At 74.4% G+C, this 22,643-nt stretch carries 23 protein-coding genes; 14 read left to right on the top strand and 9 right to left on the bottom strand.

The features are described from left to right. Positions 1–98: 98 nt before the first annotated feature. Positions 99–1,736 (top strand): APC family permease, encoded by a 1,638-nt coding sequence (locus tag QWJ13_RS24270; RefSeq protein WP_316527037.1) that lies wholly within the window; start codon positions 99–101, stop codon positions 1,734–1,736. A gap of 78 nt (positions 1,737–1,814) precedes the next feature. On the opposite strand, the gene QWJ13_RS24265 is transcribed toward QWJ13_RS24270, so the two are convergent. Then, positions 1,815–2,900, bottom strand: coding sequence for a pyridoxal-phosphate-dependent aminotransferase family protein (locus tag QWJ13_RS24265; RefSeq protein ID WP_316527036.1), 1,086 nt, complete (start codon positions 2,898–2,900; stop codon positions 1,815–1,817). Positions 2,901–3,024: 124 nt separating this feature from the next. On the opposite strand from QWJ13_RS24265, the gene QWJ13_RS24260 reads away from it, so the two are divergent. The 6 genes from QWJ13_RS24260 to QWJ13_RS24235 all read left to right on the top strand — a co-directional run bounded on the left by QWJ13_RS24260 (position 3,025) and on the right by QWJ13_RS24235 (position 8,823). Next, positions 3,025–4,116: an amidohydrolase family protein gene (locus tag QWJ13_RS24260; RefSeq protein WP_316527035.1), complete on the top strand. Its 1,092-nt coding sequence runs from the start codon at positions 3,025–3,027 to the stop codon at positions 4,114–4,116. 94 nt (positions 4,117–4,210) lie between these two features. Next, positions 4,211–4,888 (top strand): uracil-DNA glycosylase, encoded by a 678-nt coding sequence (locus tag QWJ13_RS24255; protein ID WP_316527034.1) that lies wholly within the window; start codon positions 4,211–4,213, stop codon positions 4,886–4,888. Between the two features lie 126 nt (positions 4,889–5,014). Next, positions 5,015–6,028 (top strand): SCO1860 family LAETG-anchored protein, encoded by a 1,014-nt coding sequence (locus tag QWJ13_RS24250; RefSeq protein ID WP_316527033.1) that lies wholly within the window; start codon positions 5,015–5,017, stop codon positions 6,026–6,028. A gap of 186 nt (positions 6,029–6,214) precedes the next feature. Continuing rightward, a complete protein-coding gene (glnII, locus tag QWJ13_RS24245) occupies positions 6,215–7,237 on the top strand; it encodes a glutamine synthetase GlnII (RefSeq protein WP_316527032.1) in 1,023 nt (340 codons plus the stop codon). 204 nt (positions 7,238–7,441) lie between these two features. Continuing rightward, positions 7,442–8,020: an HAD domain-containing protein gene (locus QWJ13_RS24240; protein WP_316527031.1), complete on the top strand. Its 579-nt coding sequence runs from the start codon at positions 7,442–7,444 to the stop codon at positions 8,018–8,020. Beyond that, positions 8,002–8,823: an MOSC domain-containing protein gene (locus tag QWJ13_RS24235; RefSeq protein WP_316527030.1), complete on the top strand. Its 822-nt coding sequence runs from the start codon at positions 8,002–8,004 to the stop codon at positions 8,821–8,823. Before QWJ13_RS24240 ends, QWJ13_RS24235 begins: the two co-directional genes overlap by 19 nt. A gap of 95 nt (positions 8,824–8,918) precedes the next feature. On the opposite strand, the gene cobC is transcribed toward QWJ13_RS24235, so the two are convergent. Together cobC and QWJ13_RS24225 are read right to left on the bottom strand one after the other, a co-directional pair. Then, positions 8,919–9,965 carry an Rv2231c family histidinol phosphate aminotransferase CobC gene (cobC, locus tag QWJ13_RS24230; protein WP_316527029.1) on the bottom strand — a complete coding sequence of 349 codons (1,047 nt, stop codon included), beginning with the start codon at positions 9,963–9,965 and terminating at the stop codon, positions 8,919–8,921. Further along, positions 9,962–10,441 (bottom strand): cobalamin biosynthesis protein, encoded by a 480-nt coding sequence (locus QWJ13_RS24225; protein ID WP_316527028.1) that lies wholly within the window; start codon positions 10,439–10,441, stop codon positions 9,962–9,964. Before QWJ13_RS24225 ends, cobC begins: the two co-directional genes overlap by 4 nt. Positions 10,442–10,681: 240 nt before the next feature. Here QWJ13_RS24225 and QWJ13_RS24220 point away from each other — a divergent pair, with 240 nt between their 5' ends. The 4 genes from QWJ13_RS24220 to QWJ13_RS24205 all read left to right on the top strand — a co-directional run bounded on the left by QWJ13_RS24220 (position 10,682) and on the right by QWJ13_RS24205 (position 14,539). Then, positions 10,682–12,028, top strand: a complete 1,347-nt coding sequence (locus QWJ13_RS24220; RefSeq protein WP_316527026.1) for an MFS transporter — start codon at positions 10,682–10,684, stop codon at positions 12,026–12,028. Next, the gene (locus tag QWJ13_RS24215; protein ID WP_432277592.1) at positions 12,025–13,056 is read left to right on the top strand and encodes a TolB family protein; all 1,032 of its coding nucleotides are present in this window, start codon (positions 12,025–12,027) and stop codon (positions 13,054–13,056) included. Before QWJ13_RS24220 ends, QWJ13_RS24215 begins: the two co-directional genes overlap by 4 nt. Positions 13,057–13,176: 120 nt before the next feature. Continuing rightward, positions 13,177–13,923: a hypothetical protein gene (locus QWJ13_RS24210; RefSeq protein WP_316527025.1), complete on the top strand. Its 747-nt coding sequence runs from the start codon at positions 13,177–13,179 to the stop codon at positions 13,921–13,923. Positions 13,924–14,083: 160 nt separating this feature from the next. Beyond that, a complete protein-coding gene (locus QWJ13_RS24205; RefSeq protein WP_316527422.1) occupies positions 14,084–14,539 on the top strand; it encodes a hypothetical protein in 456 nt (151 codons plus the stop codon). Here the strand turns inward: QWJ13_RS24205 and QWJ13_RS24200 are convergent. Further along, positions 14,508–14,831, bottom strand: a complete 324-nt coding sequence (locus tag QWJ13_RS24200) for a hypothetical protein (RefSeq protein ID WP_316527420.1) — start codon at positions 14,829–14,831, stop codon at positions 14,508–14,510. The two genes, QWJ13_RS24205 and QWJ13_RS24200, sit on opposite strands and share 32 nt — an antisense overlap. 92 nt (positions 14,832–14,923) lie before the next feature. Between QWJ13_RS24200 and QWJ13_RS24195 the strand changes: the two genes are divergently transcribed. Together QWJ13_RS24195 and QWJ13_RS24190 are read left to right on the top strand one after the other, a co-directional pair. Next, positions 14,924–15,385 (top strand): prevent-host-death family protein, encoded by a 462-nt coding sequence (locus QWJ13_RS24195; protein WP_316527024.1) that lies wholly within the window; start codon positions 14,924–14,926, stop codon positions 15,383–15,385. Positions 15,386–15,425: 40 nt separating this feature from the next. Next, on the top strand, positions 15,426–15,782 hold the full coding sequence (locus QWJ13_RS24190) for a hypothetical protein (protein WP_316527023.1): 357 nt from the start codon (positions 15,426–15,428) through the stop codon (positions 15,780–15,782). Between the two features lie 21 nt (positions 15,783–15,803). Here QWJ13_RS24190 and QWJ13_RS24185 read toward each other — a convergent pair whose 3' ends face one another. Further along, complete coding sequence (locus QWJ13_RS24185) at positions 15,804–17,048, bottom strand: FAD-dependent monooxygenase (RefSeq protein WP_316527021.1); 1,245 nt, start codon at positions 17,046–17,048, stop codon at positions 15,804–15,806. 130 nt (positions 17,049–17,178) lie between these two features. Between QWJ13_RS24185 and QWJ13_RS24180 the strand changes: the two genes are divergently transcribed. After that, positions 17,179–17,814: a TetR/AcrR family transcriptional regulator gene (locus QWJ13_RS24180; RefSeq protein ID WP_316527020.1), complete on the top strand. Its 636-nt coding sequence runs from the start codon at positions 17,179–17,181 to the stop codon at positions 17,812–17,814. Between the two features lie 13 nt (positions 17,815–17,827). On the opposite strand, the gene cpt is transcribed toward QWJ13_RS24180, so the two are convergent. From cpt to QWJ13_RS24160, 4 genes are all read right to left on the bottom strand, one after another. After that, positions 17,828–18,373, bottom strand: a complete 546-nt coding sequence (cpt, locus tag QWJ13_RS24175; protein ID WP_316527019.1) for a chloramphenicol phosphotransferase CPT — start codon at positions 18,371–18,373, stop codon at positions 17,828–17,830. A gap of 60 nt (positions 18,374–18,433) precedes the next feature. Then, on the bottom strand, positions 18,434–19,807 hold the full coding sequence (locus QWJ13_RS24170; protein ID WP_316527018.1) for a cobyrinic acid a,c-diamide synthase CobB: 1,374 nt from the start codon (positions 19,805–19,807) through the stop codon (positions 18,434–18,436). Between the two features lie 91 nt (positions 19,808–19,898). After that, entirely contained in the window at positions 19,899–20,504 is a 606-nt protein-coding gene (gene cobO / locus QWJ13_RS24165) for a cob(I)yrinic acid a,c-diamide adenosyltransferase (RefSeq protein ID WP_316527017.1), read from the bottom strand. A gap of 6 nt (positions 20,505–20,510) precedes the next feature. Continuing rightward, positions 20,511–22,640 carry a putative cobaltochelatase gene (locus QWJ13_RS24160; RefSeq protein WP_316527015.1) on the bottom strand — a complete coding sequence of 710 codons (2,130 nt, stop codon included), beginning with the start codon at positions 22,638–22,640 and terminating at the stop codon, positions 20,511–20,513. Between the last annotated feature and the right edge of the window lie 3 nt (positions 22,641–22,643).

The following is a 22,643-nucleotide window of genomic DNA, read 5'->3' as shown; positions in this document are numbered from 1 at the left end:
GGGTGAGGGGCGCGGGGTGCGGGGCGTTTCGGGGTCGGCGGGAGGCGGGGCTGCGGCACTGTCGGAGGAATTCCTCCTGCTTCGAGAGGCGATCGGCCATGGCCCATTCCTCCTCCAATCCGCCCGCCTCCGGGCACACCGGGCTGCGGCGCGAGGTCGGCGTCATCGGACTGCTCTGGGCCTCGGTCGGGGCGATCATCGGCTCCGGCTGGCTGTTCGGGGCGCAGAAGGCGGCGGTGGCGGCCGGGCCCGCCGCGCTGCTGTCCTGGGGCATCGGCGCGGTGGCGATCGTGCTGTTGGCGCTGGTCCACGCCGAACTGGGCGGGCTGTTCCCGGTGGCGGGCGGCACGGCGCGCTACCCCCACTACGCCTTCGGCGGGTTCGCCGGGATGTCCTTCGGCTGGTTCACCTGGCTCCAGGCCGCGACCATCGCGCCGATCGAGGTGCAGGCGATGATCAACTACGCCCAGCACTGGAGCTGGGCGGACGGACTGCTGCACAAGAACCTGACGCTGACCAGCTGGGGGTTCGTCGTCGCCGCCGTCCTGCTCGGGGTGTTCGTCGCGGTCAACTTCCTCGGCGTACGGCTGCTCGCCCACACCAACAGCGCGGCCACCGTCTGGAAGGTCGCCATCCCGGTGCTGACCATCTTCGCGCTGGGCATCACCCAGTTCCACGGCTCCAACTTCTCCGTGCACGGCTTCGCGCCGGACGGCGCCAAGGGCGTGCTCGCGGCGATCAGCAGCAGCGGGGTGATCTTCGCGCTGCTCGGCTTCGAGCAGGCCATCCAGTGGGCAGGGGAGAGCCGCAACCCGCGCCGGGACATCCCGCGCGCGGTGCTCGGCTCGGTGGTCATCGGCACGGTCGTCTACGTGATGCTCCAGGTGGTGTTCATCGGCGCGCTGCCGCCGGAGACCTTCGCCCAGGGCTGGAGCACCCTCGAATACCCCGGGATCAGCGGGCCGTTCGCCGGCCTCGCGACCCTGATCGGCCTGGGCTGGCTGGCCACCGTGCTGTTCATCGACGCGGTGATCTCGCCGGCCGGCACCGGGCTGGTCTACATCACCTCCAGCTCCCGGGTCACCTACGGCCTGAGCCGCAACGGCTACGCGCCGCGGGCGCTCCAGTCCACCGACAGCCGCGCGGTGCCCTGGCTCGGCCTGCTGATCGCCTGGGCGGCCGGGGTGATCTGCTTCCTGCCCTTCCCGAGCTGGCAGCGGCTGGTCGGCTTCATCACCTCGGCGGTGGTGCTGATGTACGCGGGCGCCCCGCTGGCCTTCGGGGTGCTGCGCAAGCGGCTGCCGGGGATGGAGCGCTCCTACCACCTGCCCGGCGGCTCGGTGGTCTCGCCGCTGGCCTTCGTGGTGGCCAGCCTGGTCATCTACTGGTCCGGCTGGGACACCCTGTGGCGGCTCGGCCTGGCGATCGTGATCGGCTACCTGCTGCTCGGCGGGTACTCCTGGTACGCGCGCTCGAAGAGGGTGCCGAACGCGCCCCGGATGGACTTCCGGGCCGGGCAGTGGCTGCCGGTCTACCTGGTCGGGATGGGCCTGATCTCCTGGCAGGGCACCTTCGGGGTGGGCGCGCGGGGGAATCTGCCGCTGTGGTGGGACATCGCCGTGGTGGTGGTGTTCTCGCTGGTCGTCTACTACTGGGCGCTGGCGATCGCGCTGTCGGCGGAGGAGATCGAGCGGAACATCCGGGGCGTCGAGGTGGTGGACGTCAACGGGCACTGAACGAGCGCGGCCCCCGGAGGATCTCTCCTCCGGGGGCCGCGTCGTGTGGTCGTGCGATCGGGCCCGGCTCGGCCTTCGTCAGGCCTGGACGGCCGCGGCCCAGGCGGCCTCGGCGGCGGCCAGGGCGGGCGCCGGGTCGGCGCCGGTCGCGCCGGCCAGGGCCGACAGGCAGGCCAGGACGGTGTCCAGCGCGGCCGCCTGCCCGTAGTGGTTGACCCGCAGCATCGAGCCGGCCAGCGCGCCGCCGCCCGGCTGGACGGGAAGCGCCGGGTCGAGGCGGGCGGCGAGGGCGGTCGCGTCGACGCCCTCCGGGGTGCGCAGGGTGGTGGCGACCGGGGCCGCGTGGGCGTCCTCGACGACGTACGGGGCCAGGGTGCCGAGCGCGCGGACGCCGGCCCGGGTGGCGGCGGAGGCGGCGCGGTGGCGGGCGATCACGGTGGGCAGGCCGTCGGCGGCGATCCGGTCCAGGCAGGCGCCGAGCGCCAGCATCTCCAACTGGGCCGGGGCGTGCGGCAGGACGGCGCGGCCGGCGTCGGTCCAGCGCTCCTTCCAGTCCAGCAGCGACAGGTAGGAGCGACGCGGGGCGGCCGGGTTGGCGGCGATCCGCTCCCAGGCGCGCTCGGAGACCGAGACGGCGGAGACCCCGGCCGGGCCGCCCATCGCCTTCTGGCCGCCGATGACGCACAGGTCGACGCCCCACTCGTCGGTGAGCAGCGGCTCGGCGGCGACGGAGGCGACCGCGTCGAGCATCAGCAGCGCGCCGTGCTCACGGACCACGGCGCCGATCTCGGCGACCGGGTTGGTGTTGCCGGTGGCGGCCTCGGCGTGCACCAGGGAGACGAAGTCGATCTCCGGGTTGGCGGCCAGCGCCTCGGCCACCTGCGCGGCGCTCACCGCGCTGTCGAAGGGCACGGCCAGGTCGACGACCTTGGTGCCGCAGGAGCGCAGCCAGTTGCCGAAGGTCTGCCCGTACGGGCCGGTGACGATGTTGAGCGCGGTGGACCCGGGGTGCGCGGCGCCGCGGATCGCGGCCTCCAGGGGGAGGAGCGCCTCGCCCTGGGTGACGATCACATCGGCCTCGGTGTGCAGCAGGGCGGCCACCTTGTCCTCGATCGCCGCGAACTCGGCGGCGCTGAGCGGGGGGAGGTCGAGGAAGGGACTCACGTCTTCGGGGGCCTTTCGGACGGGGGTGGCCGGTCGGAGGTGGCGGACCGGGGGCGGGGTGCGGAAACGAGTCTGCCGCATCGTGACTGCTCACACGGAACCCGCCCGTCGGTAGAGTGCGGCCATGAGCGATGGAGCGGTGCTGCACGTGCGGGGTCGGGTGCTGGTCGGTCCGCAGGACGTCCGGGACGAACTCTGGGTGGTGGACGGCCGGGTGAGCTTCACCCGCCCGCCGACCGCCGAGGACGTCCGGACGGTGACCGGCTGGGTGCTGCCCGGTCTGGTGGACGCGCACTGCCACGTCGGCCTGGACGAGCACGGCGCGGTGGACGCCGAGACCAGCGAGAAGCAGGCGCTCACCGACCGGGACGCCGGCACCCTGCTGATCCGCGACGCCGGCTCGGCCGCCGACACGCGCTGGATCGACGAGCGTGAGGACCTGCCCCGGATCATCCGCGCCGGCCGGCACATCGCCCGCACCCGCCGCTACATCCGCAACTACGCGCACGAGATCGAGCCCGGCGACCTGGCCGCCTATGTCCGGGCCGAGGCCCGGCGCGGGGACGGCTGGGTGAAGCTGGTCGGCGACTGGATCGACCGCGAGCGCGGCGACCTCGCCGCCTGCTGGCCCGGTGACGCGCTCGCCGAGGCGATCGCGGCGGCCCACGAGGAGGGTGCCCGGGTCACCGCGCACTGTTTCGCCGCCGAGTCGCTGCCCGACCTGCTGGCGGCCGGCATCGACTGCGTCGAGCACGCCACCGGGCTGACCGAGGAGCTGATCCCGCAGTTCGCCGAGCGCGGGGTGGCGATCGTGCCGACCCTGGTCAACATCGCCACCTTCCCGGACCTCGCGGCCGGCGGCGAGGCCAAGTTCCCGGCCTGGGCGGCCCACATGCGGCGGCTGCACGAGCGCCGGTACGCCACCGTGGGCGCCGCGCACGACGCCGGCATCCCGGTGTTCGTCGGTACCGATGCGGGTGGCTCGCTGGCCCACGGGCTGGTCGCGGACGAGGTGGCGGAGCTGGTCAGGGCGGGGCTGAGCCCGGCCGAGGCGCTGTCGGCGGCGAGCTGGGGAGCGCGCGAGTGGCTGGGCCGCCCCGGGTTGGAGGAGGGCGCGCCGGCGGACTTCGTGGTGTACGCGCAGGACCCGCGGGCGGACGTCCGGGTGCTCGCGGACCCGCTGCTGGTGGTGCTGCGGGGGCGGCCGGTCGGGTAGTCCCGTCGGCCCCGTCCGGGCCTGGTCGGAGGGGCCGCGATCACATGATCATCCGCTGAACGTCCTGTCGGTGTAGGCCGATAGGGTGGCGCCCATGGCACCGCGTCCACTGAACGAGATTGTCGAGCCCGGCTGGGCCGCCGCCCTGGAACCCGTCGCCGGACGGGTCGCCGAGATGGGCGACTTCCTGCGCGCCGAACTGGCCGCAGGCCGTACCTACCTGCCCTCCGGGCCGAACGTGCTGCGCGCGTTCCAGCAGCCCCTGGCGGACGTGCGGGTGCTGATCGTCGGACAGGACCCGTACCCGACGCCCGGCCACGCCGTCGGGCTGAGCTTCTCGGTGGCGCCGGAGGTCCGCCCGATCCCGGCGAGCCTGATCAACATCTACCAGGAGTACGGCAACGACCTCGGCCTGCCGCAGCCGTCCAACGGTGACCTCACCCCGTGGACGAAGCAGGGCGTCCTGCTGCTCAACCGGGCGCTGACCACCGCGCCGCGCAAGCCGGCCGCGCACCGGGGCAAGGGCTGGGAGGAGGTCACCGAGCAGGCGATCCGGGCGCTGGTGGCGCGCGGCGGGCCGCTGGTGGCGATCCTGTGGGGGCGTGACGCCCGCAACCTGCGGCCGCTGCTGGGGGACGTCCCGGCGATCGAGTCGGCGCACCCGAGCCCGTACTCGGCGAACAGCGGCTTCTTCGGCTCGCGGCCGTTCAGCCGGGCCAACGAGCTGCTGGTGCGGCAGGGGGCGCAGCCGGTGGACTGGCGGCTGCCGTAGCAGAGTTGAGTCAGTGCGGAACGCCAATCTCACCCCAACGAGTGAAATAACGTTCTGTGTTACTCATGTGACAGATTGTTTGAGAAGACTGGCGGCTCATCGTTCCATCCGTGTGGGGGTACCGCCATGTCTTCTCGACGCATCGTTTCCATAGCCGCTGCCACCGCCGTGGTGGCGAGCACGCTGCTCACCGCCGCGCCCGTCCAGGCCGCCGAGCCGGCCGCGTCGTCCGCTCCGTCGTCTGCTCCGTCGTCCGCCCCGTCGCCCGGCAAGGCGCGCGCCGTCACGGCCGAAGTCGACCTGGACGTCAGCCTGTTGAACAAGGCGGTGGACATCCCGGTGAACATCGCGCTGAACAAGGTGGAGTCGCCCGCGCAGCGCGACGGTTCGATGCTGACCGCCACGGTGGCCGGCGTCGACCAGACCGGCCCGGTCGAACTGGTCAAGGCGGACGTCGGCAGGTCCGTCACCCGCGTCGACGCCAAGGGCGCCACCGCCTCCGTCAAGCTGGTCAACGCGAACGTGCACGCCCCCGGGCTGCCCGCCACCGCGCTGCTCGGCCTGGAGGCGATGAGCGCCGAGGCGACCTGCCCGGTGGACGGGCAGCCGACCGCGGACGTGGTCGCACCGGTCAAGCTCAGCGTGCTCGGCAAGCCGGTCACCGTCGGCCTGTACGGCCCGACCAAGGTGGACGTGCCGCTGATCGGCAGTGTCTCGGTGGAGTTCTCCAAGAAGACCGTCACCACGACCACCGCCGCCGCCTCGGCCCTGGAGGTGCAGGTGGAGGTGAACCCGCTGAACCTGAACGTCGCCAAGGTCACCGGGAAGGTCACCGTCGCCTCGGTGAGCTGCGAGAAGCCCGGCGGGCCGACCGCCGCCCCGTCCGCCCCGAGTGCCGTGGCCACCCCGGCCCCCGGTGCGTCCACCGGCGCGCCCGCGGCCCAATCGGTCGCCGACACCACCGTCTCGCGCAGCGCCGTCCCGGCGGCCGCGGTGGAGAAGCCGGAGCGGCTGGCGACCACCGGCGGCAGCAGCGCCACCGGACCGCTCGCCGCCGGGGCCGGCGCCCTGGTCGCGGGCGGCGCGGCCGCGCTCTGGGCCACCCGGCGCCGCCGCGCCGCGCACGCCCGCCGTCACTGACCTGCGAAGCCGTCGTTACCGACGGCACCCGAAGGGGCGGGAGTGCCACTCCCGGCACTCCCGCTCCGTGACGGTGCCAATGCGGACGGTTGGTTCACATGCGCGTTACATGAGAGGAACAACCGGGAAACGGCGGCTTGCGACTCTTCACGGGCACCCACCAGCCAGCAATGCGAGGGACACGCCGTGGCAATCAAGGCCGAGTACATCTGGATCGACGGCACCAAGCCGACCGCGAAGCTCCGCTCCAAGACTCGCGTCCTTCCCAACGCCGACAAGATCCCCACCTGGGGCTTCGACGGTTCCTCGACCAGCCAGGCGGAGGGCCACGCCTCGGACCGCGTGCTGGACCCGGTGCGTGTCATCCCGGACCCGATCCGCGGCGGCGACCACATCCTGGTCCTCTGCGAGGTCCTGGAGACGGACGGCACCCCGCACGTGTCCAACACCCGCGCCCTGCTGCGCGAGGTCGCCGAGAAGTACGCCGCCCAGGAGTCGATCTTCGGCATCGAGCAGGAGTACACCTTCTTCAAGGGCTCCCGCCCGCTCGGCTTCCCGGAGGGCGGCTACCCGGCCCCGCAGGGCGGCTACTACTGCGGTGTCGGCGCCGAGGAGGTCTTCGGCCGCGAGATCGTCGAGCTGCACATGGACCGCTGCATCGACGCCGGCCTGGCCCTCTGCGGCATCAACGCCGAGGTCATGCCCGGCCAGTGGGAGTTCCAGATCGGCCCGGTCGACGCGCTGACCGCCTCGGACGACATGTGGGTCGCCCGTTACCTGCTGTACCGCACCGCCGAGGAGTTCGGCATCGACGCCACCCTCGACGCCAAGCCCGTCCGCGGCGACTGGAACGGGGCCGGCGCCCACACCAACTTCTCCACCAAGGCGATGCGCGAGGGCTACGACGCCATCATCACCGCCTGCGAGGCGCTCGGCGCCTCCCAGGAGAAGGTGCTGGAGCACGTCAACCAGTACGGCCACGACATCCAGTCCCGCCTGACCGGCAAGCACGAGACCGCCCCGTGGAACGTCTACAGCTACGGCGTCTCCGACCGCGGCGCCTCGGTGCGCATCCCGTGGCAGGTCGAGGTGGAGAAGAAGGGCTACATCGAGGACCGTCGCCCGAACGCCAACGTCGACCCGTACGTCGTCACCCGCCTCCTGATCAACACCTGCTGCGAGGCCCTGGAGAAGGCCGGCCAGGTCTGATCCGCCGCCCCTGAGGCACCCGTACGACACCCGTAGTCCCCCTCCCGCACGGGAGGGGGACTACGGGCGTCGTGGGCGTCGGGCGTTGTCGGATTCGAGGTGACCACGGGCGTCGTGAGCGGGCGCGGACTACGGGCGTCGTGGGCGGGATCGTGACCTGCAAATCGCTGGTCAAGCACCCGCGCCCGGACCGAGAATTCGTGCATGACCCAGCAGCCCCTGCTCCTGCTCGACGTGGACGGACCGCTCAACCCCTACGCCGCGCCGAAACGGAAGCCCGAGGGCTACGACACCCACCGGCTGCGCCCCGCCTGGTGGGTGGCCAAACAGGAGCACCTGGCGGCCGTCCAGGCCCGGCAGGCGACCCGCGCCCGCCACGCCAAGCCTCCCGCCGCCCGGGTCAAGCCGCTGCGGGTCTGGCTCAACCCGTCGCACGGCGAGGAGCTGCTCGCGCTGCCGTACGAACTGGTGTGGGCCACCGGATGGATGGGCGAGGCGAACACCCACATAGGCCCGCACATCGGCCTGCCCGAACTCCCGTACATCCGATGGTCCGACCTGTTCGGCGAGAATGCGGACGGCCTGCACTGGAAGACCAGGGACGTGGTCGCCTGGGCCGCCGGGCGACCGTTCGTCTGGGTGGACGACGAACTCGGCCCGCAGGACGCCGAGTTCATCGCCACCCACCACCCCGGGCCGGCGCTCGCCCTGCACGTCAACCCCCGGATCGGCCTGCTGGCCGAGGACTTCGCGAAACTGCGGGAATGGGCGGCCGCCGCGTGACCGGGCACCCGACGGCCGGCACGGTCGAGCGGCTGCGGCGCTACCCGGTGAAGGGCCTGCTGGGTGAGGAGCTGGACCGGGCCGAGGTGACCGGCCGAGGCCTGACCGGCGACCGTGAACGGGCACTGCTCGACCTGGCCACCGGCCGGGTGGCCAGCGCCAAGCACCCCCGGCTCTGGGCCGCCCTGCTCGGGTACACGGCCCGCACCACGGCCGGCGGCGGCGCGGCGATCACCGGCCCGGACGGGCGCGGCACAGACGAGCGGGAGCTCTCCGAAGCGCTCGGCCGCGAGGTCGCGCTGATCGCCGAACGCCCGCCCGGCGCGACCGTCGAGCGGGCCGTACCGGAGGAGGTGCTGGCCCGCGGCATCGCGGCCGAAACCGACTTCACCGTCAACGAGCTGGGCCGCGCCGCACCGGACGGCGGCTTCTTCGACTTCGCCCCGCTGCACCTGATCACCACCTCGACGCTGCACGCCACCGGCAGCGAGCCCGAGCGCTACCGGCCGAACCTGGTGATCCGCACCGAGGGCGAGGGGTACGTCGAGAACGCCTGGGTGGGGCGGGAGTTGACGATCGGGCCGACGCTGCGGCTGCGGGTCCTCGCACCCACCCCGCGCTGCGCCGTCCCCACCCTGCGGCACGGACCGCTGCCCCGCCGCGCCGAGGCGCTGCGCATCCCGGCCGAGCGGAACCGGGTGGTGCCGCTGGCGGGCATGCCGGCGCTGCCCTGCGCGGGGGTGTACGCCCAGGTGCTGGTGCCGGGCACGATCCGGACCGGGGACCGGCTCGCGCTGGACTGAGCGCGGCTTCGCGCTGGGGCTCGGTTCGGTGCCGGGCCGCGGTTCGGTGTCGGGCCGGACCGGGCGCGGCGGCTAGGCCGAACCGGGCGCGGCGGCTAGGCCGAACCGAGCACGGCCTCAAGGGCGTCGAGGAAGCGGTCGGTGGTCGCCTCGTCCCGGACGGCGATCCGCAGCCACTCCTCGCCCAGCCCCGGGAAGGTGTCCCCGCGCCGGACGGCGAAGCCGTGCGCGCGCAGCCGCTGTCGGACGGCGGCCGCGTCCGGCAGCCGTACCAGGACGAAGGAGGCGGCCGGTTCGCCGTACAGTCGCACCGAGGGGAACGCGGCCAGGCCCTTCACCAAGTGTTCGCGCCAGAGGGCGAGTTCGGCCGCCGCCCGGTCCGCCTCGGCGAGCGCCGCCGGGCCGCTGCACAGCTCGGCGGCGGCCAGCGCCGGGGTGGAGACCGGCCAGAGCGGCTGGGCGGCCCCGAGGTCGGCGATCAGCGGCGCCGGCCCGAGCACATAGCCGATCCGCAGCCCGGCCAGGCCCCAGGTCTTGGTGAGGCTGCGCAGCACCACGACCCGGCCGGGCAGGTCGCGGACGGAGGCCAGTGACTCCCGCTCGCCCGGCACGGTGTCCATGAAGGCTTCGTCCACCACCAGGGTGCGCCCCGGCCGGGCCAGCGCGGCGACGGCCTCGGCGGGGTGGAGGACGGAGGTCGGGTTGGTCGGGTTGCCGAGGACGACCAGATCCGCCTCCTCGGGCACGGCGCCCAGCCGGAAGCCGTCCTCGGGGGAGAGCAGCACCCGGTGCACCCGGTGCCCGGCGTCCCGGAGTGCCGCCTCCGGCTCGGTGAACTGTGGGTGCACGACGGCGATGTGACGTGGCGTCAAGACCCGGGCCAGCAGGACGAAGGCCTCCGCTGCCCCCGAGGTGAGCAGCACCTCCTCGACCGGGCGGGCGTGCCGGGCGGCCACCGCGGCGCGTGCGGCGCTCTGGTCGGGGTAGGCGGCGAGGTCGCCGAGGGTGGCCGCGAGGTGCTCGCGCAGCCAGGTCGGGGGCGTACCGGTGCGAACGTTGACGGCGAGGTCGACCAGGCCGAGCCCGTCGGCGCGCACCTCGGCGTCGCCGTGGTGGCGCAGGTCGGGTTCGGGGGCGGTCACGCGGGGTCTCCTTGCGGGGGTTCGGGCTCGGGTTCGGGTTCGGTCGGGCGGGTGGGGTGCGGCGGGTACGGGCTGGGCGCGGTCCGGGCGATCGCGACCGTCGCCGCCGCCGACTTCCGCTTGGCGATCACCAGCCGGCCGCCCGGCGCGCTCGCCAGCGCCGCCGCCTCGGCCACGCTCGCGGTGCCGACGGCCGTACCGACCAGGGCGGAGGGGTTCGGCACCGGCACGCCCGCCAGGGCCTCGGCCGGGTGCTCGTCCACCGGCACCCCGGGGAGGTGCGCGGCCGCCCAGCGCACCGCCGGATGGTCCGCCTTGCCCGCCACGGTGGCCAGCCGGGCCACGGCGGAGCGGTCCAGGCCCGCCTCCCGGAGGGTGTCGGCCAACAGTCGCAGCACCTCGGTCCGTTCGGCGCGGCTGCTCGCGCCGATCCCGACCACCAGGGTGCGCGGGGCGGTGGCGACCCGTCCGCTCACGTCTGCACCCTTTCGTCCCGAGCTCCGGCGATCCCACCACGGCCGGGCGGAACGGGTCAATCGCGGCAGCTGTTCGCCTGTTCTTCACTTGTCTTGTGCGGTACACGACACTGTGGTGCTCCTACTGTTTTCGGCGCTCCCGCCACCCAGGAAACCCCGACACCCGGAGGACCCGATGGCCTTCGCACGACCGCGCACCCTCGGCAGCTCCGGCAGTTTCCGCATCGGGAGCTGACGCCCGTGTACGTCGCCGACTCCCGCACCTCGAAGGCGTCCGCCGCACCGGCGTCCGCCGAACCGGCGTCCGGTGCGGCGCGGCGGGGCGCCGTGCCCGGCGCGGTCCTCGCCCTCGGCACCGTCAGCCTGGTCACCGACATCTCCTCCGAGATGGTCACCGCCGTCCTGCCCCTCTACCTGCTCACCGGGCTCGGCCTCTCGCCGCTCGGCTTCGGCCTGCTCGACGGCATCCAGAACGGCTTCAGCGCCCTGGTCCGGCTGGTCGGCGGCCATCTCTCCGACCGCCGCGGCCGCGACGGCGCCGCCCGCCACAAGGCCGTCGCGGCCGTCGGCTACGGGCTGTCCGCGCTGTGCCGGCCGCTGCTGCTGCTCGTCCACACCGTCCCGCTGATCGGCGCCGTGATCGCCGTCGACCGCACCGGCAAGGGCCTGCGCACCGCGCCCCGGGACGCGATGATCTCGCTCGCCACCGAACCCGCCCACCGCGGCCGGGCGTTCGGCGTGCACCGGGCGATGGACACGGCGGGCGCCCTGCTCGGCCCGCTCACCGCCTTCCTGGTGCTGCGGCTGACCGGCGGCCCGCTGCTCGCCGACGGCGGCGAACGGCACGGCTACGACGCGGTGTTCACGGTCAGCTCGTGCGTCGCGGCGCTCGGGGTGCTGATCCTGCTGCTGTTCGTGCCGAACCGGCAGCAGGGCGACGACGTGCCGACCGGGCCGCCCACGCTGCGCGCCGGCCTCGCCCTGCTGAGGCTGCCGGGGCTGCGCCGGCTGACGCTCTGCGCCGTCCTGCTCGGCCTCACCACCGTCAGCGACTCCTTCCTCTACCTGCTCGTCCAGCGCCGGCTGGACCTGGACGTCGGCCTGTTCCCGCTGCTGCCGCTGGGCACCGCCGCCGCCTTCCTGCTGCTCGCCGTCCCGCTCGGGGCGCTCGCCGACCGGATCGGCCGCCACCGGCTCTTCCTCGCCGGGCACGGGGTGCTGCTGCTGGCGTACGGACTGCTGCTCTCGCCGCTGCGCGGGGTGCCGGTGGCGCTCTGCGTGCTGGTGCTGCACGGCACCTTCTACGCGGCCACCGACGGCGTGCTCGCCGCCGCGGCCGCCGACGCCGTACCCGCCGAGCAGCGCGGCGCCGGGCTCGCCCTGGTCGGCACCGGGCAGGCGTTGGCCCGGTTCGCCTGCTCGCTGCTGTTCGGCGCGCTGTGGGGCGCGGTCGGCGGCCCGGCGGCGCTGGGCTGGTCGGCGGGGGCGCTGGCGCTGTGCGTGCTCGGCGCGGCGGTGGTGCTGCGCCGGCCCGGCGCTGAGAACGCCCGGAAGGCCCTGGAGGAGACCGCGGAGGAGACCCGATGAACCTGCCGAACCGGACCAGGATGATCATCCTGCTGGTCGCCGTCGTGCTGCTCGGCGCGGTCGGCACCGGAGCCGTCCTGCACGCCGCCGACCGTACCGCCCGTCGGGACCGGGCGCAGCCCGGCGGGCCTTCCGTCGAACCCGGCCCGGTGTCACTACAGGTGCAGTCCGGCGAACGACAGCTGTTGTTCCGCAACATGGCCTGGGGTCCGCACCGGGACGAGATCACCACCGTCCCCGCCGACCGCCCCGACGGTCCGCGCACCGCCTCCGGCGTCCAGTGCCTGCGCTTCCACGCCGCCGCCGGCACCGGCATCTGCCTCCAGGCCCAGCGCGGCACGCTGGAGGACACCTACCGCGCCGTGGTCCTGGACGGCCACCTGCGCGAACTGCGCTCCTTCCCGGCGGCCGGCATCCCCACCCGCTCCCGGGTCTCGCCGTCCGGGCACCTCGCCGCCTGGACGGTCTTCGTCAGCGGCGACTCGTACGCGGGCAGCGACTTCTCCACCCGCACCTCGATCGTGGACGTCAGGGACTGGAACCTGCGGGAGAACCTGGAGGACTTCGCGGTCCTCCTGGACGGCCACCCGTACCAGGCGCACGACATCAACATCTGGGGCGTCACCTTCGCCGACGACACCACCTTCTACGCCACCCTCGCCAGCGCCGGGAAGACCCACCTGGTCCGCGGCGACCTCACCGCCCGCACCCTCACCGCCCTGCACGACAACGTCGAATGCCCCTCGCTCTCCCCGGACGGCACCCGCGTCGCGTACAAGAAGCGGGTCCCCGGCCTGCCCGCCGACTCCCCGTGGCGGCTGTACGTGCTCGACCTCGCCACCATGGCCGAGACCGCCACCGCCGAGCAGCGCAACATCGACGACCAGGCGCTGTGGTCCGCCGAGGGCGCCCTGGTCTACGCCCTGCCCGGCGACTACGGTGCTGACCTGTGGACCGTCCCGGCGGACGGCTCGGGCAGCGCGCGGCCGGTCACCAGGGCCGCGGTCGCCCCCGCCTACCTCGGCTGAGGAACTCTCGGCTACGGTCCCACGTCGAGCAGAGTGTGGCGTCATGATCAGGCGTTTCGAACGAACGTCCTGATCAGATGCCCTGATCGAGCGTTCTGATCGAACGGGGAACAGACAACCGTGGACGGCATCCCACCCGAGCGCATGGTGACCGACTCCTGGCCCGCCCTGCACGGCCGACCGGTCCTGCGGCGCACCGTCGCCGTCGGGCTGGTCCTCTGCGTGTCCGTCGGCGCCGCCCTCGTGGTGCGCGGCGTCAACGCGCTCACCGTCGGCCGCACCGGCCGCGAGACCGACCGCGACCGCGCCGAACGCCTGGCCGGCCTCCACCCCTCCCAGCACCCCGGGGCCGGCCGCTTCTACGTCCCGGTCGGCGCCGTCTACACCCACACCTCCGACGGTGCCCCGGTCGCCTACCTCCACTACCGCCTCGGCGGCGGCAAGGCCCCGGGCCTCGGCGACTTCCTCAGCGCCTACGACCTCCCCTCGCCCGGCGCCGTCGCCCCCCTCCCGGCCGACCTGCTCGCCGCCCTCGGCGGCGACGAGCCGGCCGAGGCCCCGGAACTCCCCGACGCCCCGCCGCCACCCACGCCCACCCCGTCGGCCACCCCCGCCCCCACCCCCACCGACCTCCCCTCCCCGGACGCCGACCCGGACCCCTCGGACCCCTCGGACCCCGCCCCCGAGCTGTCCCCTGCCCCCGAAGAGCCCACCCCCGACGACCCCACCCCCACCCCCACCGGGACCCCCACCCCACCCCCCACCACCCTCCCCACCCACGCCCCCACCGCCCGCCGCATCTACGTCGCCACCATCCCCGGCGGCCTCGCCGGCGCCGCCGACATCTACATCCGCGCCACCGGCTGACCCGCCGGCCCGGTCCGCAGGCTCCTCATCGCAGACGGGGGCGCCGGGCCGATCCTCTGAGCCGGAGGACGCCCCGCAAGGCGGGTTCCGCGTGTCCGGGGGTGTCCCGGCCGCGTTGTCTCCGGTGGAAGCCCACCGGAGGAGAGGACCGCGATCCGCGATGAAAGAGAAGACGCCCAGGGACATCGCCGTCGACGACCAGTTGCGCGCCGCCGGGGTGGAGGGCGCCCGGTGGCTCGCCGCCGCCGGGTGGGGGCCGCCGGTGAAGGTGCCGGTGCAGAAGGCGGCGAAGTGGCAGCAGGAGACCCGGGCCCGGATGCTGGCCTCGCAGGCGGACGAGTCCTGCACGTGGTGCGACCACCTGCTGTACGGCGGGCCGCAGCCCGTCGTCGTCCACGCCGAGCACCCGACCCACCTGATCTGCCGCGACTGCTCCGTCGCCGCCCGGCCCCGGCGCCCCTGCCTGGACTGCGGGAAGCCGGCCGCCTCCGAGTCCCCGGCCGACGGGCGCGAGGACGTCTTCATGGGCGCGGTGTCGATCTACACCCGGTTGCGCTGTGTCGCCTGCTGCCGGGCCGATCCGTTCAGCGCCGTCTTCGGCGGGCGGCGCCCGTGAGGCGTATCCCCTGAGGGCCGCGCAGTGGCGCGCCACCAGCGCGTACCGCTCGTCGTCCACCGGGCCGCCCCACAGCTCGGCCGCCCCACAGCTCGGCCTCCCCGCCGAGCGGTTCGACCCGCAGCTCGGACACCAACGGCCGGACGGCCGCCGCCAGTTGCTCGGCCCCGGCCCGCCGCGGCCAGGCGGCCCGCGCCGCCTCCTTCCGCAACCCGTGGCCGGCCTCCCCGTCGAAGGCCGGCGCGGCCGCGTCCCAGTACTCGGCGATGACCGGAGGGGCGGCGTCACTCATGGCGCGCATTGTCGCGACACCCGCTGACATCGGCTGCGCTGTGGGCTCGATGGCGATTGACTTCGGAATGTATTCCGAACCATGGTCGAGTCATGTCGATCCCCACCGTGTCGTTCTCAGAACTTTCCAAGAACTCCAAGCGCGTTGCGGACACCGTGGAGCGGGCCCAGCGCGTGCGCGTCACGCGGCGCGACGGCGAGGACCTGTACCTCACCACCGAGCGCCACGACCGTCAGCGCGAGGAGACGGCGGACGTCACCACGCGCCTGTTCGCCGCGCTGATCGCCAGCGACGAGGGGGCGCGGACCGTGTTGCTGGCGCTTCCCGTGGTCTTCCCCTGGGTGAGGCACCTGTCGGCCGGGGAGGTCCGTGAGTTCGTCGTCGACCTCGTCGATGCGACGCGTGACGTGGTCGAGCTGGACGTGCACGCCGGTCTGCACCGCGTGATAGCGGAATGGCGTGCCACGGCCAGAGTCCTCGCCGATCCGGAACTGGCTGCCGAACTCGCCAGGCCCCTTCCCGGCGACGATCACGGCGAGGTGGTCGAGCCGTGAGCCCCAAGCGCGGCGACGATCACGGCGAGGTGGTCGAGCCGTGAGCCCCAAGCGCGGCGACGACGTCCCGCCGCCACCCGTCGCCGGTGAGTGGCGGCTCCGGTTCGGCACCAGCGAGGCCGCCAAGGGCTGGAGCGAGCTGTGTGCCGAAGCGCCCGGGAACGCCCGCCGCTGCTTCGAGTCGCTGCGGGCGGATCCGCTCTCGACGCGGGACCCTGACCGGCAGCACCGGCTGCGGGGGCGCCTGGCGGCCAGAGTCTTCGGCGGTGTCGAGCTGCCGCAGCGGGAGTACGAGGTGACCGCCGGTGGTCGGGTGCGGTACCTGGTGGACGAGCCGGCCCGAACCGTCCGCTTCGTCTACGCCTCGCCGAGGCACCCGAAGGACACCGACGGGTAGCTCACCGCATGCCGACCGCTCTCACGCCGCGTCGCCCAGGGCCGGGGGCTGCCAGCTGTACGTCGGGGCCGAGCGGCTGAGGAGGACGCGGGCGGGGAGGAGGCCGGCCAGGGTGAGGGCGGTGGTGCGCAGGAGGGTGGCGGCGGGGGAGCGGAGGGCGGCGAGGTCGCCGATGCGGCGGGAGGCGGCGGTGACGGCGGTGGTGCGGGGGAGGCGGGCCGCGGTGTAGCCGGGCAGGGCGGCTGCCGGGTCGGTGGCGGGGGTGAGCGGGGAGGCGAGGACGACGGCGTCCTCGATGGCCTGGCAGGCGCCTTGGCCGAGGAAGGGGCACATCGCGTGGGCGGCGTCGCCGAGGAGAGCGACCCGGCCGCGGTGGTGGGCGGGCAGCGGATCGGCGAGGTCCCAGACGTCGTGGCGCAGCACGCGGTCGGGCTCGGCCAGGGCGAACAGCTGCGGTACGGGGGCGCACCAGGCGCCGAAGCGGCGTAGGAGTTCGGCCCGCTCGTCCCCGTCGGCGGCCCGTTCGCCGGCCGGGGCGAGGGCGGCGCCGTAGACGTAGACCCGGCCGTCGGCGAGCGGGACGATGCCGGCGAGCTGCCCGCGGCCCCACACCTCGCCCGCGGCGTCCGGGCGGCGGCCGGGGGTGACGATGGCGCGCCAGGTGGTGAAGCCGCTGTAGCGGGTGCCGGGGTGCCGGGGGAAGAGCCGGTCGCGGGTCGCGGAGCGGAGGCCGTCGGCGGCGACGACCAGGTCGGCCTCCTGCTCCCCGTCGCTGGTGCGCACGACGGCGGGTTCGGTGGCGCTGCCGGGGGTGACGAGGATGGCGGGGGAGCCGGTGCGGACGGTGTCCGCCGGGAGGGCTTCCACCAGGGCGGTGATGACGTCGGCGCGGGCGACGGCGGCGATCGTGTCGCCGAAGTAGGCCTCGAACGCCGAGGTGCTGGTGCGGGCCAGCCAGCGGCCGGAGGGGTGGCGCAGGCCGATGGCGGGGTGCGGGGTGGCGAGGGCGCGCAGTCGCTCGCCGACGCCGAGCCGGTCGAGGGAGCGCAGGGCGTTGGGGGCGAGGGCGAGCCCTGCGCCGACGGGTTCGAGGGAGTCGGCGCGCTCGTGGACGCGCACCGGGATGCCCTGGCGGTGGAGGGCGAGGGCGGCGGTGAGCCCGCCGATTCCGCCGCCGATGACGACCGCCTGCCGGGTCGTGCCCTGGCTGCCGTCCGGTCGACCGTCCTGCTGCCTGTTCTGCTGCCCGTTCTGCTGTCGGCCCATGGGAGGGCTCCTCTCCTCTGACTACATCCGTAGTGAGCACCCGCCAGCACCGTACTACGGATGTAGTCTGCGTGGCACTACCGCTGTAGTGAATTGGGAACGCCCGAGGAGAGAGGCCATGATCGGACCCATGACGTCTCCGCGCCTGACGCCCCCGCGCCCGACCCTGGTCGCCGACACCGCCATCGCCCTGATCGCCGAGCGCGGCCTGCGCGGGCTGACCCACCGTGCCGTGGACGAGGAGGCGGGTCTGCCCGCCGGCTCGACCTCGAACCTCGCCCGCACCAGGGCCGCGCTGCTCGAACTCGCGCTCACCCGGATCGTCGAGCGGGAGACCGAGGACTACCCGGTCCTCACCGAAGGTTCCCCAGCCGCCGCGATGCCCGCCCCGGAAGTCGCGGCGCCCGCCCCGGCCGCCGCGCGGGAGCTGCTCGTCCAGGTCGGCGCCGACCTGCTCCACCAGGCGTTGACCAGCGGACGCCGGCTCACCCTGGCGCGTCTGGAACTCGCCCTGGAGGCCACCCGGCGGCCCGAACTGCGCGCCGTCTACGACCGGTTGGGTGGGCGTTTCGCCGACATCGCGGCCACGCTGCTCGCCCGGTGCGGCTCGGCCGACCCGACGGCGGACGCCCGCCGTCTGATCCGCTGGTGCGACGGGGTGCTGTTCAACGCGACGGCGGGCAGCGGGCACTGGCACATCCCGTCGCCGGAGGAGCTGCGCGACGAGGTGGCCTGCTACCTGGCCGCACTGCTCGACTGGGAGTAGTCCCCAGCCGGACCTACGAACGGTCGGCCGTCACCCGCTCGGCCACCGCCCGGGCGCAGTCCGCCGCGGAGGCCCGCGAGCTGTCCACCACCAGGTCGTAGACGACCCCCTGGTGCACCGCCTCCGCCTGCGCGGCGGCCATCCCCGTCACCCGGTCGCCGCGCGCGGCTTCCCGGGTCGCGGCCACCGCCGGATCGCAGCGCACGCCGACCCAGAGCACGTCCAGGCCCTCCAGTGCCGTCCGCCAGCGGGCCTGCGAGGCGGTGGTGCCGAGGAACACCTCGTCCACCACGATCCGGGCCCCGGCCCGGGCCATCGCCGCCACCCCGACCGACCAGGCGACGTCCAGCGCGGCGAACACCGGACCGACCTCGACCGCGCCGTCCCCGTCCTCCACGCCGCCGATGCCCTCACCGCCTTCGCGCAGCGAGGGCGGCAGCGCGTCGACCAGGGTGTCCGTTCCGAGGTGCAGCCACGGCTGCGGCAGCAGCTCCTGGAGGCACCGGGCGATGCTCGACTTGCCGGAGCTGGACCCGCCGTTGAGAACGATCACATGCATGCGCGCGGCCTAGAGCCGCCCACCCCGCGATGTCGCCGGGTTGCGTGCCGAAGCCGTGGCCTACGCCGCCCCCGCCGCGAAGGTCGCCGCCGCGGCCGCGAAGGAGGACGCCAGCGCGGGGGCGCCCGCCCAGTGCAGGTGCAGGTAGGAGGCGTGCACGTTGCCGCCTGCGAAGCCCTCCGTGCGCGGGCCGGTCGGCAGGCGCCAGCCCCAGGCGGGGAGTTCGCCCGCGCCCGGGTCGCAGACCGTGCGGTGGAACTCGTGGCCGCGCAGCCTCGTCCCGGCCGGGGCCAGCGGCGAGTCGTGCAGGGCGACCGCCTCCCGGTAGCCGAGGGTGAGCCGTTCGGTCATCCGGGCGTCGACGGGCAGCACCCCGCACATCGGCAGGCCGTCCAACTCCCGCCCCAGGTAAAGCAGTCCCGCGCACTCGGCGGCGATCGGCCCACCCGCGGCCGCGAAGGCGGAGATGGCCGTGCGCAGCGGGGCGTTGCCGCTCAGCTCGCGCACGTACAGCTCCGGGAAGCCGCCGCCGATCACCAGGCCCGCCGTCCCCTCGGGCAGCGCCGAGGCGTGCAGCGGGTCGAACGGGACCACCTCGGCCCCCGCCGCGCCGAGCAGTTCGGTGTTCTCGGCGTACGAGAAGGAGAACGCGGCGCCGCCCGCCACCGCGATCCGCGGCCGCCCGGCCACCGGGGTGACCTCGGCCGGCGCGCTCCACGGCTCGGTGTCCAACTCCGGTGCCGTCCTGGCCAGTTCGAGCAGGGCGTCCAAGTCGACCGAGGAGGCCACCAGTTCGCCCATGTCGGCGACCGCCTTGAGGGCCTCCGCCGAGCGCTCCACCGCCGGGATCAGCCCGAGGTGGCGGGACGGTGTGGCGACCGCCGTCGAGCGGCGCAGCGCGCCCAGCACCGGCACGCCGGAGCCCTCCTCCAGGGCCTCGCGCAGGAGTTGCTCGTGCCGGTCGGAGGCGACCCGGTTGAGGATCACCCCGGCGAGGCGCACCTGCGGATCCCAGGAGGCGAAGCCGTGCACCAGAGCGGCCACCGAGCGGGACTGCGAGGAGCCGTCCACCACCAGCACCACCGGCGCCCGCAGCAGCTTGGCGACGTGCGCCGTGGAGGCCAACTCCCCCCGCCCGGAAGCCCCGTCGAACAGGCCCATGACCCCCTCGACCACCGCGACGTCCGCCCCCGCCGCGCCGTGCAGGAACAGCGGCGCGACCCGCTCCGGCCCGCACATGAAGGCGTCCAGGTTGCGACCCGGACGGCCCGCGGCCAGCGCGTGGTAGCCCGGGTCGATGTAGTCGGGGCCGACCTTGTGCGGCGACACCGCCAGCCCGCGCGCGGCGAGTGCCGCGATCAGGCCGGTGGCGACGGTGGTCTTGCCGGCGCCCGAGGAGGGCGCGGCGACGACGAGGCGGGGGATGTTGCTCAATGCTCTACCACTCTCAAACGCTCCGCCACTCTGAAACGCTCCGCCACTCTCAACGCACTACCGCTCTCAGCGCACTACCGCTCGCGACGGTCTACCACTCGATGCCGCGCTGGCCCTTGCGGCCCGCGTCCATGGGGTGCTTGACCTTGGTCATCTCGGTGACCAGGTCGGCGAATCCGGTCAGCGCCTCGGGCGCGTACCGCCCGGTGATGACCACGTGCTGGCTGCCCGGGCGGTCCCGGAGCACGGCCACCACCTCGTCCGGGTCGACCCACCCCCAGTGCATCGGGTAGGTGAACTCGTCGAGCACGTAGAAGCGGTAGGTCTCGGCCGCGAGGTCCCGCTTGACCTGCTCCCAACCCTCCTTGGCGGCCTCCTCGCTGGACATCTCCTGCTCGGCGGAGCGCTGGATCCAGGACCAACCGGAACCCATCTTGTGCCAGTCGACGGTGCCGCCCTCGCCGGAGGCGCCGAGCACGCGCAGCGCGTTCTCCTCGCCCACCTTCCACTTGGCGGACTTCACGAACTGGAACACCCCGACCGGCCAGCCCTGGTTCCAGGCCCGCAACGCCATGCCGAACGCGGCCGTGGACTTGCCCTTGCCCGGACCGGTGTGCACGGCGGTGATCGGCAGCGTACGGCGCTGACGTGTCGTCAGGCCGTCGTCGGGAACGCTCTCAGGGACACCCTTGGGCATGTCGGCTCAGGCCGCCTTTCGCATCGACGTGGCAATACGGTTCGTGGAACGGTCCTCGGCACGGCTCTCGCGGACGAGCGAGGCGACGCCCTCGGCGCGCAGCTCGTCCAGGCTGACGGCGGTGCCGCCGAGCAGTCCGGCCAGCGTACGGGCCAGACCCAGGCGGACCGGTCCGGACTCGCAGTCCAGCACCACACTCGCCGTGCCCTGCGCCGCGAACAGCGCGGCGGCGCGGCGCGATCGGGCGAGCGCGTCCCGCCCTCCGGTGGCCCGGCCGTCGGTCACCACGACCAGCAGCGGGCGCCGGTTCGGGTCGCGCAGCCGCTCGACCCGCAGCACCTCGTGCGCCCGCAGCAGGCCCTCGGCCAGCGGGGTCCGCCCACCGGTGGGCAGCGACTCCAGCCGGGCCGCGCCGACCTCCACCGAGGAGGTGGGCGGCAGCGCCAACTCGGCGCCCGCGCCCCGGAAGGTGATCATGCCGATCTTGTCGCGGCGCTGGTAGGCGTCCATCAGCAGCGACAGCACCGCGCCCTTGACGGCGGCCATCCGCTGCCGGGCGGCCATCGAACCGGAGGCGTCCACCACGAACAGCACCAGGTTGGACTCCCGCCCCTGGCGCACCTGTTCGCGGAAGTCGTCCTTGTGCAGCACCAGCGCCCGACCGCTGCGCCCGCGCGCCGCCTGGTGCGGTGCGGCGGCCTGGAGGGTCGCGGTCAGGTGCAGCCGGCCGAGCGCGCCCTGCGGGCGGCGGGCGCGGATGGTGTGCCCGCCGTTGGTCTCGGCGGGGGAGCGGCGGCCCTGGGCGCCGTGCCCGGTGCCCCGCACGGTGAACAGCCGGGTGCGGTACGGGTCCGAGGCCGCGACCGGCGCCGACTCCCGTGCGGGGGCCGGGTGTTGGGCCGGCACGGGCTGCTGCGCGGGCTCCTCGGCGGCGTCCGGGGACGCCTCCGGGGCCGTCGCCTGCTGCCCGCCGTCGGACGGCTCGGGGACGCCACCACCGTCGGGCCCGCCACCGGGACCGCCGTCGTCCGGACCACCCTCCGGCCCACCGTCGCTGCCGCCATCGCCGCCGCCGTCACCGTCCGGGCCGGGCCCGTCACCCTCGGGCTCCGGGTCGTCCTGCTGGGCGTGCTCCTCCAGCGTCCGGTCCAGCTGCTCCTCGTCCAGCCCGGGCGCGTCGAAGGGGTTGCGGCGGCGGCGGTGCGGCAGTGCCAGCTGGGCGGCCTTGCGGACGTCCTCCTCCAGCACCTCGGTGCGCCCGTCCCAGGCGGCCAGCGCGACGGCGGTGCGGGCCATCACGATGTCCGCGCGCAGCCCGTCCACCTCGAACGCGGCGCACACAGCGGTGATCTGACGCAGTGCCACCTCGGTCAGCTCGACCTTGGGCAGCAACTCCCGTGCGGCGGTGATGCGTTCGGCGAGATCCCGCTCCTCCTGGGCGAACCGGGCCGCGAACGAGGCCGGGTCCGCGTCGTACGCGAGCCGGCGCCGGACCACCTCGGCGCGCTCGACCGGGTCCCGGGTGGCGGCGATCTCGACGGTCAGGCCGAACCGGTCGAGCAGCTGCGGCCGCAGCTCGCCCTCCTCCGGGTTCATCGTGCCGACCAGCAGGAACCGGGCCGCGTGCCGCACCGACACGCCCTCGCGCTCGACGTAGGAGCGGCCCATCGCGGCGGCGTCCAGCAGCAGGTCCACCACGTGGTCCTGGAGCAGGTTCACCTCGTCGATGTAGAGCACTCCGCGGTGCGCCTTGGCGAGCAGTCCGGGCTCGTAGGCCTTGACGCCCTCGGCCAGCGCCCGCTCCAGGTCGAGCGAGCCGACGATCCGGTCCTCGGCCACGCCGACCGGCAACTCGACGAGCTGGGACGGCCGTTCGTGCGCCCCGGCGGAGTCGTGCGGGCCGTCCGGGCACTGCGGGTCGGGCGTGGCCGGGTCGCAGGCGAACCGGCAGCCGTCCACGGCGGCGATGGCCGGCAGCAGCCCGGCCAGCGCGCGCACCATGGTCGACTTCGCGGTGCCCTTCTCGCCGCGCACCAGCACGCCGCCCACGGCCGGGGAGACCGCGTTCAGCAGCAGTCCGAGCCGCAGGTCGGCCATGCCGACGATCGCGGTGAACGGATAGCGGACGTCACTCATGCC

The organism is Kitasatospora brasiliensis, from assembly GCF_032654805.1.
GTDB classification, from domain to species: domain Bacteria; phylum Actinomycetota; class Actinomycetes; order Streptomycetales; family Streptomycetaceae; genus Kitasatospora; species Kitasatospora brasiliensis.
Note: the sequence above shows the minus strand (reverse complement) of the source record. Positions and strands in the feature narration are given on the sequence as shown.

Bases quoted from the DNA above. Each gene is read 5' to 3' on its own strand.
- QWJ13_RS24255 (WP_316527034.1), top strand. From the start codon at position 4,211: ATGGCACCGCGTCCACTGAACGAGATTGTCGAGCCCGGCTGGGCCGCC.
- QWJ13_RS24205 (WP_316527422.1), top strand. From the start codon at position 14,084: ATGAAAGAGAAGACGCCCAGGGACATCGCCGTCGACGACCAGTTGCGC.
- QWJ13_RS24160 (WP_316527015.1), bottom strand. From the start codon at position 22,640: ATGAGTGACGTCCGCTATCCGTTCACCGCGATCGTCGGCATGGCCGAC.
- QWJ13_RS24260 (WP_316527035.1), top strand. From the start codon at position 3,025: ATGAGCGATGGAGCGGTGCTGCACGTGCGGGGTCGGGTGCTGGTCGGT.
- QWJ13_RS24270 (WP_316527037.1), top strand. From the start codon at position 99: ATGGCCCATTCCTCCTCCAATCCGCCCGCCTCCGGGCACACCGGGCTG.
- cpt (WP_316527019.1), bottom strand. From the start codon at position 18,373: ATGCATGTGATCGTTCTCAACGGCGGGTCCAGCTCCGGCAAGTCGAGC.
- QWJ13_RS24235 (WP_316527030.1), top strand. From the start codon at position 8,002: ATGGGCGGCCGCCGCGTGACCGGGCACCCGACGGCCGGCACGGTCGAG.
- QWJ13_RS24240 (WP_316527031.1), top strand. From the start codon at position 7,442: ATGACCCAGCAGCCCCTGCTCCTGCTCGACGTGGACGGACCGCTCAAC.
- QWJ13_RS24215 (WP_432277592.1), top strand. From the start codon at position 12,025: ATGAACCTGCCGAACCGGACCAGGATGATCATCCTGCTGGTCGCCGTC.
- QWJ13_RS24195 (WP_316527024.1), top strand. From the start codon at position 14,924: ATGTCGATCCCCACCGTGTCGTTCTCAGAACTTTCCAAGAACTCCAAG.
- QWJ13_RS24250 (WP_316527033.1), top strand. From the start codon at position 5,015: ATGTCTTCTCGACGCATCGTTTCCATAGCCGCTGCCACCGCCGTGGTG.
- QWJ13_RS24185 (WP_316527021.1), bottom strand. From the start codon at position 17,048: ATGGGCCGACAGCAGAACGGGCAGCAGAACAGGCAGCAGGACGGTCGA.
- QWJ13_RS24200 (WP_316527420.1), bottom strand. From the start codon at position 14,831: ATGAGTGACGCCGCCCCTCCGGTCATCGCCGAGTACTGGGACGCGGCC.
- cobO (WP_316527017.1), bottom strand. From the start codon at position 20,504: ATGCCCAAGGGTGTCCCTGAGAGCGTTCCCGACGACGGCCTGACGACA.
- QWJ13_RS24180 (WP_316527020.1), top strand. From the start codon at position 17,179: ATGACGTCTCCGCGCCTGACGCCCCCGCGCCCGACCCTGGTCGCCGAC.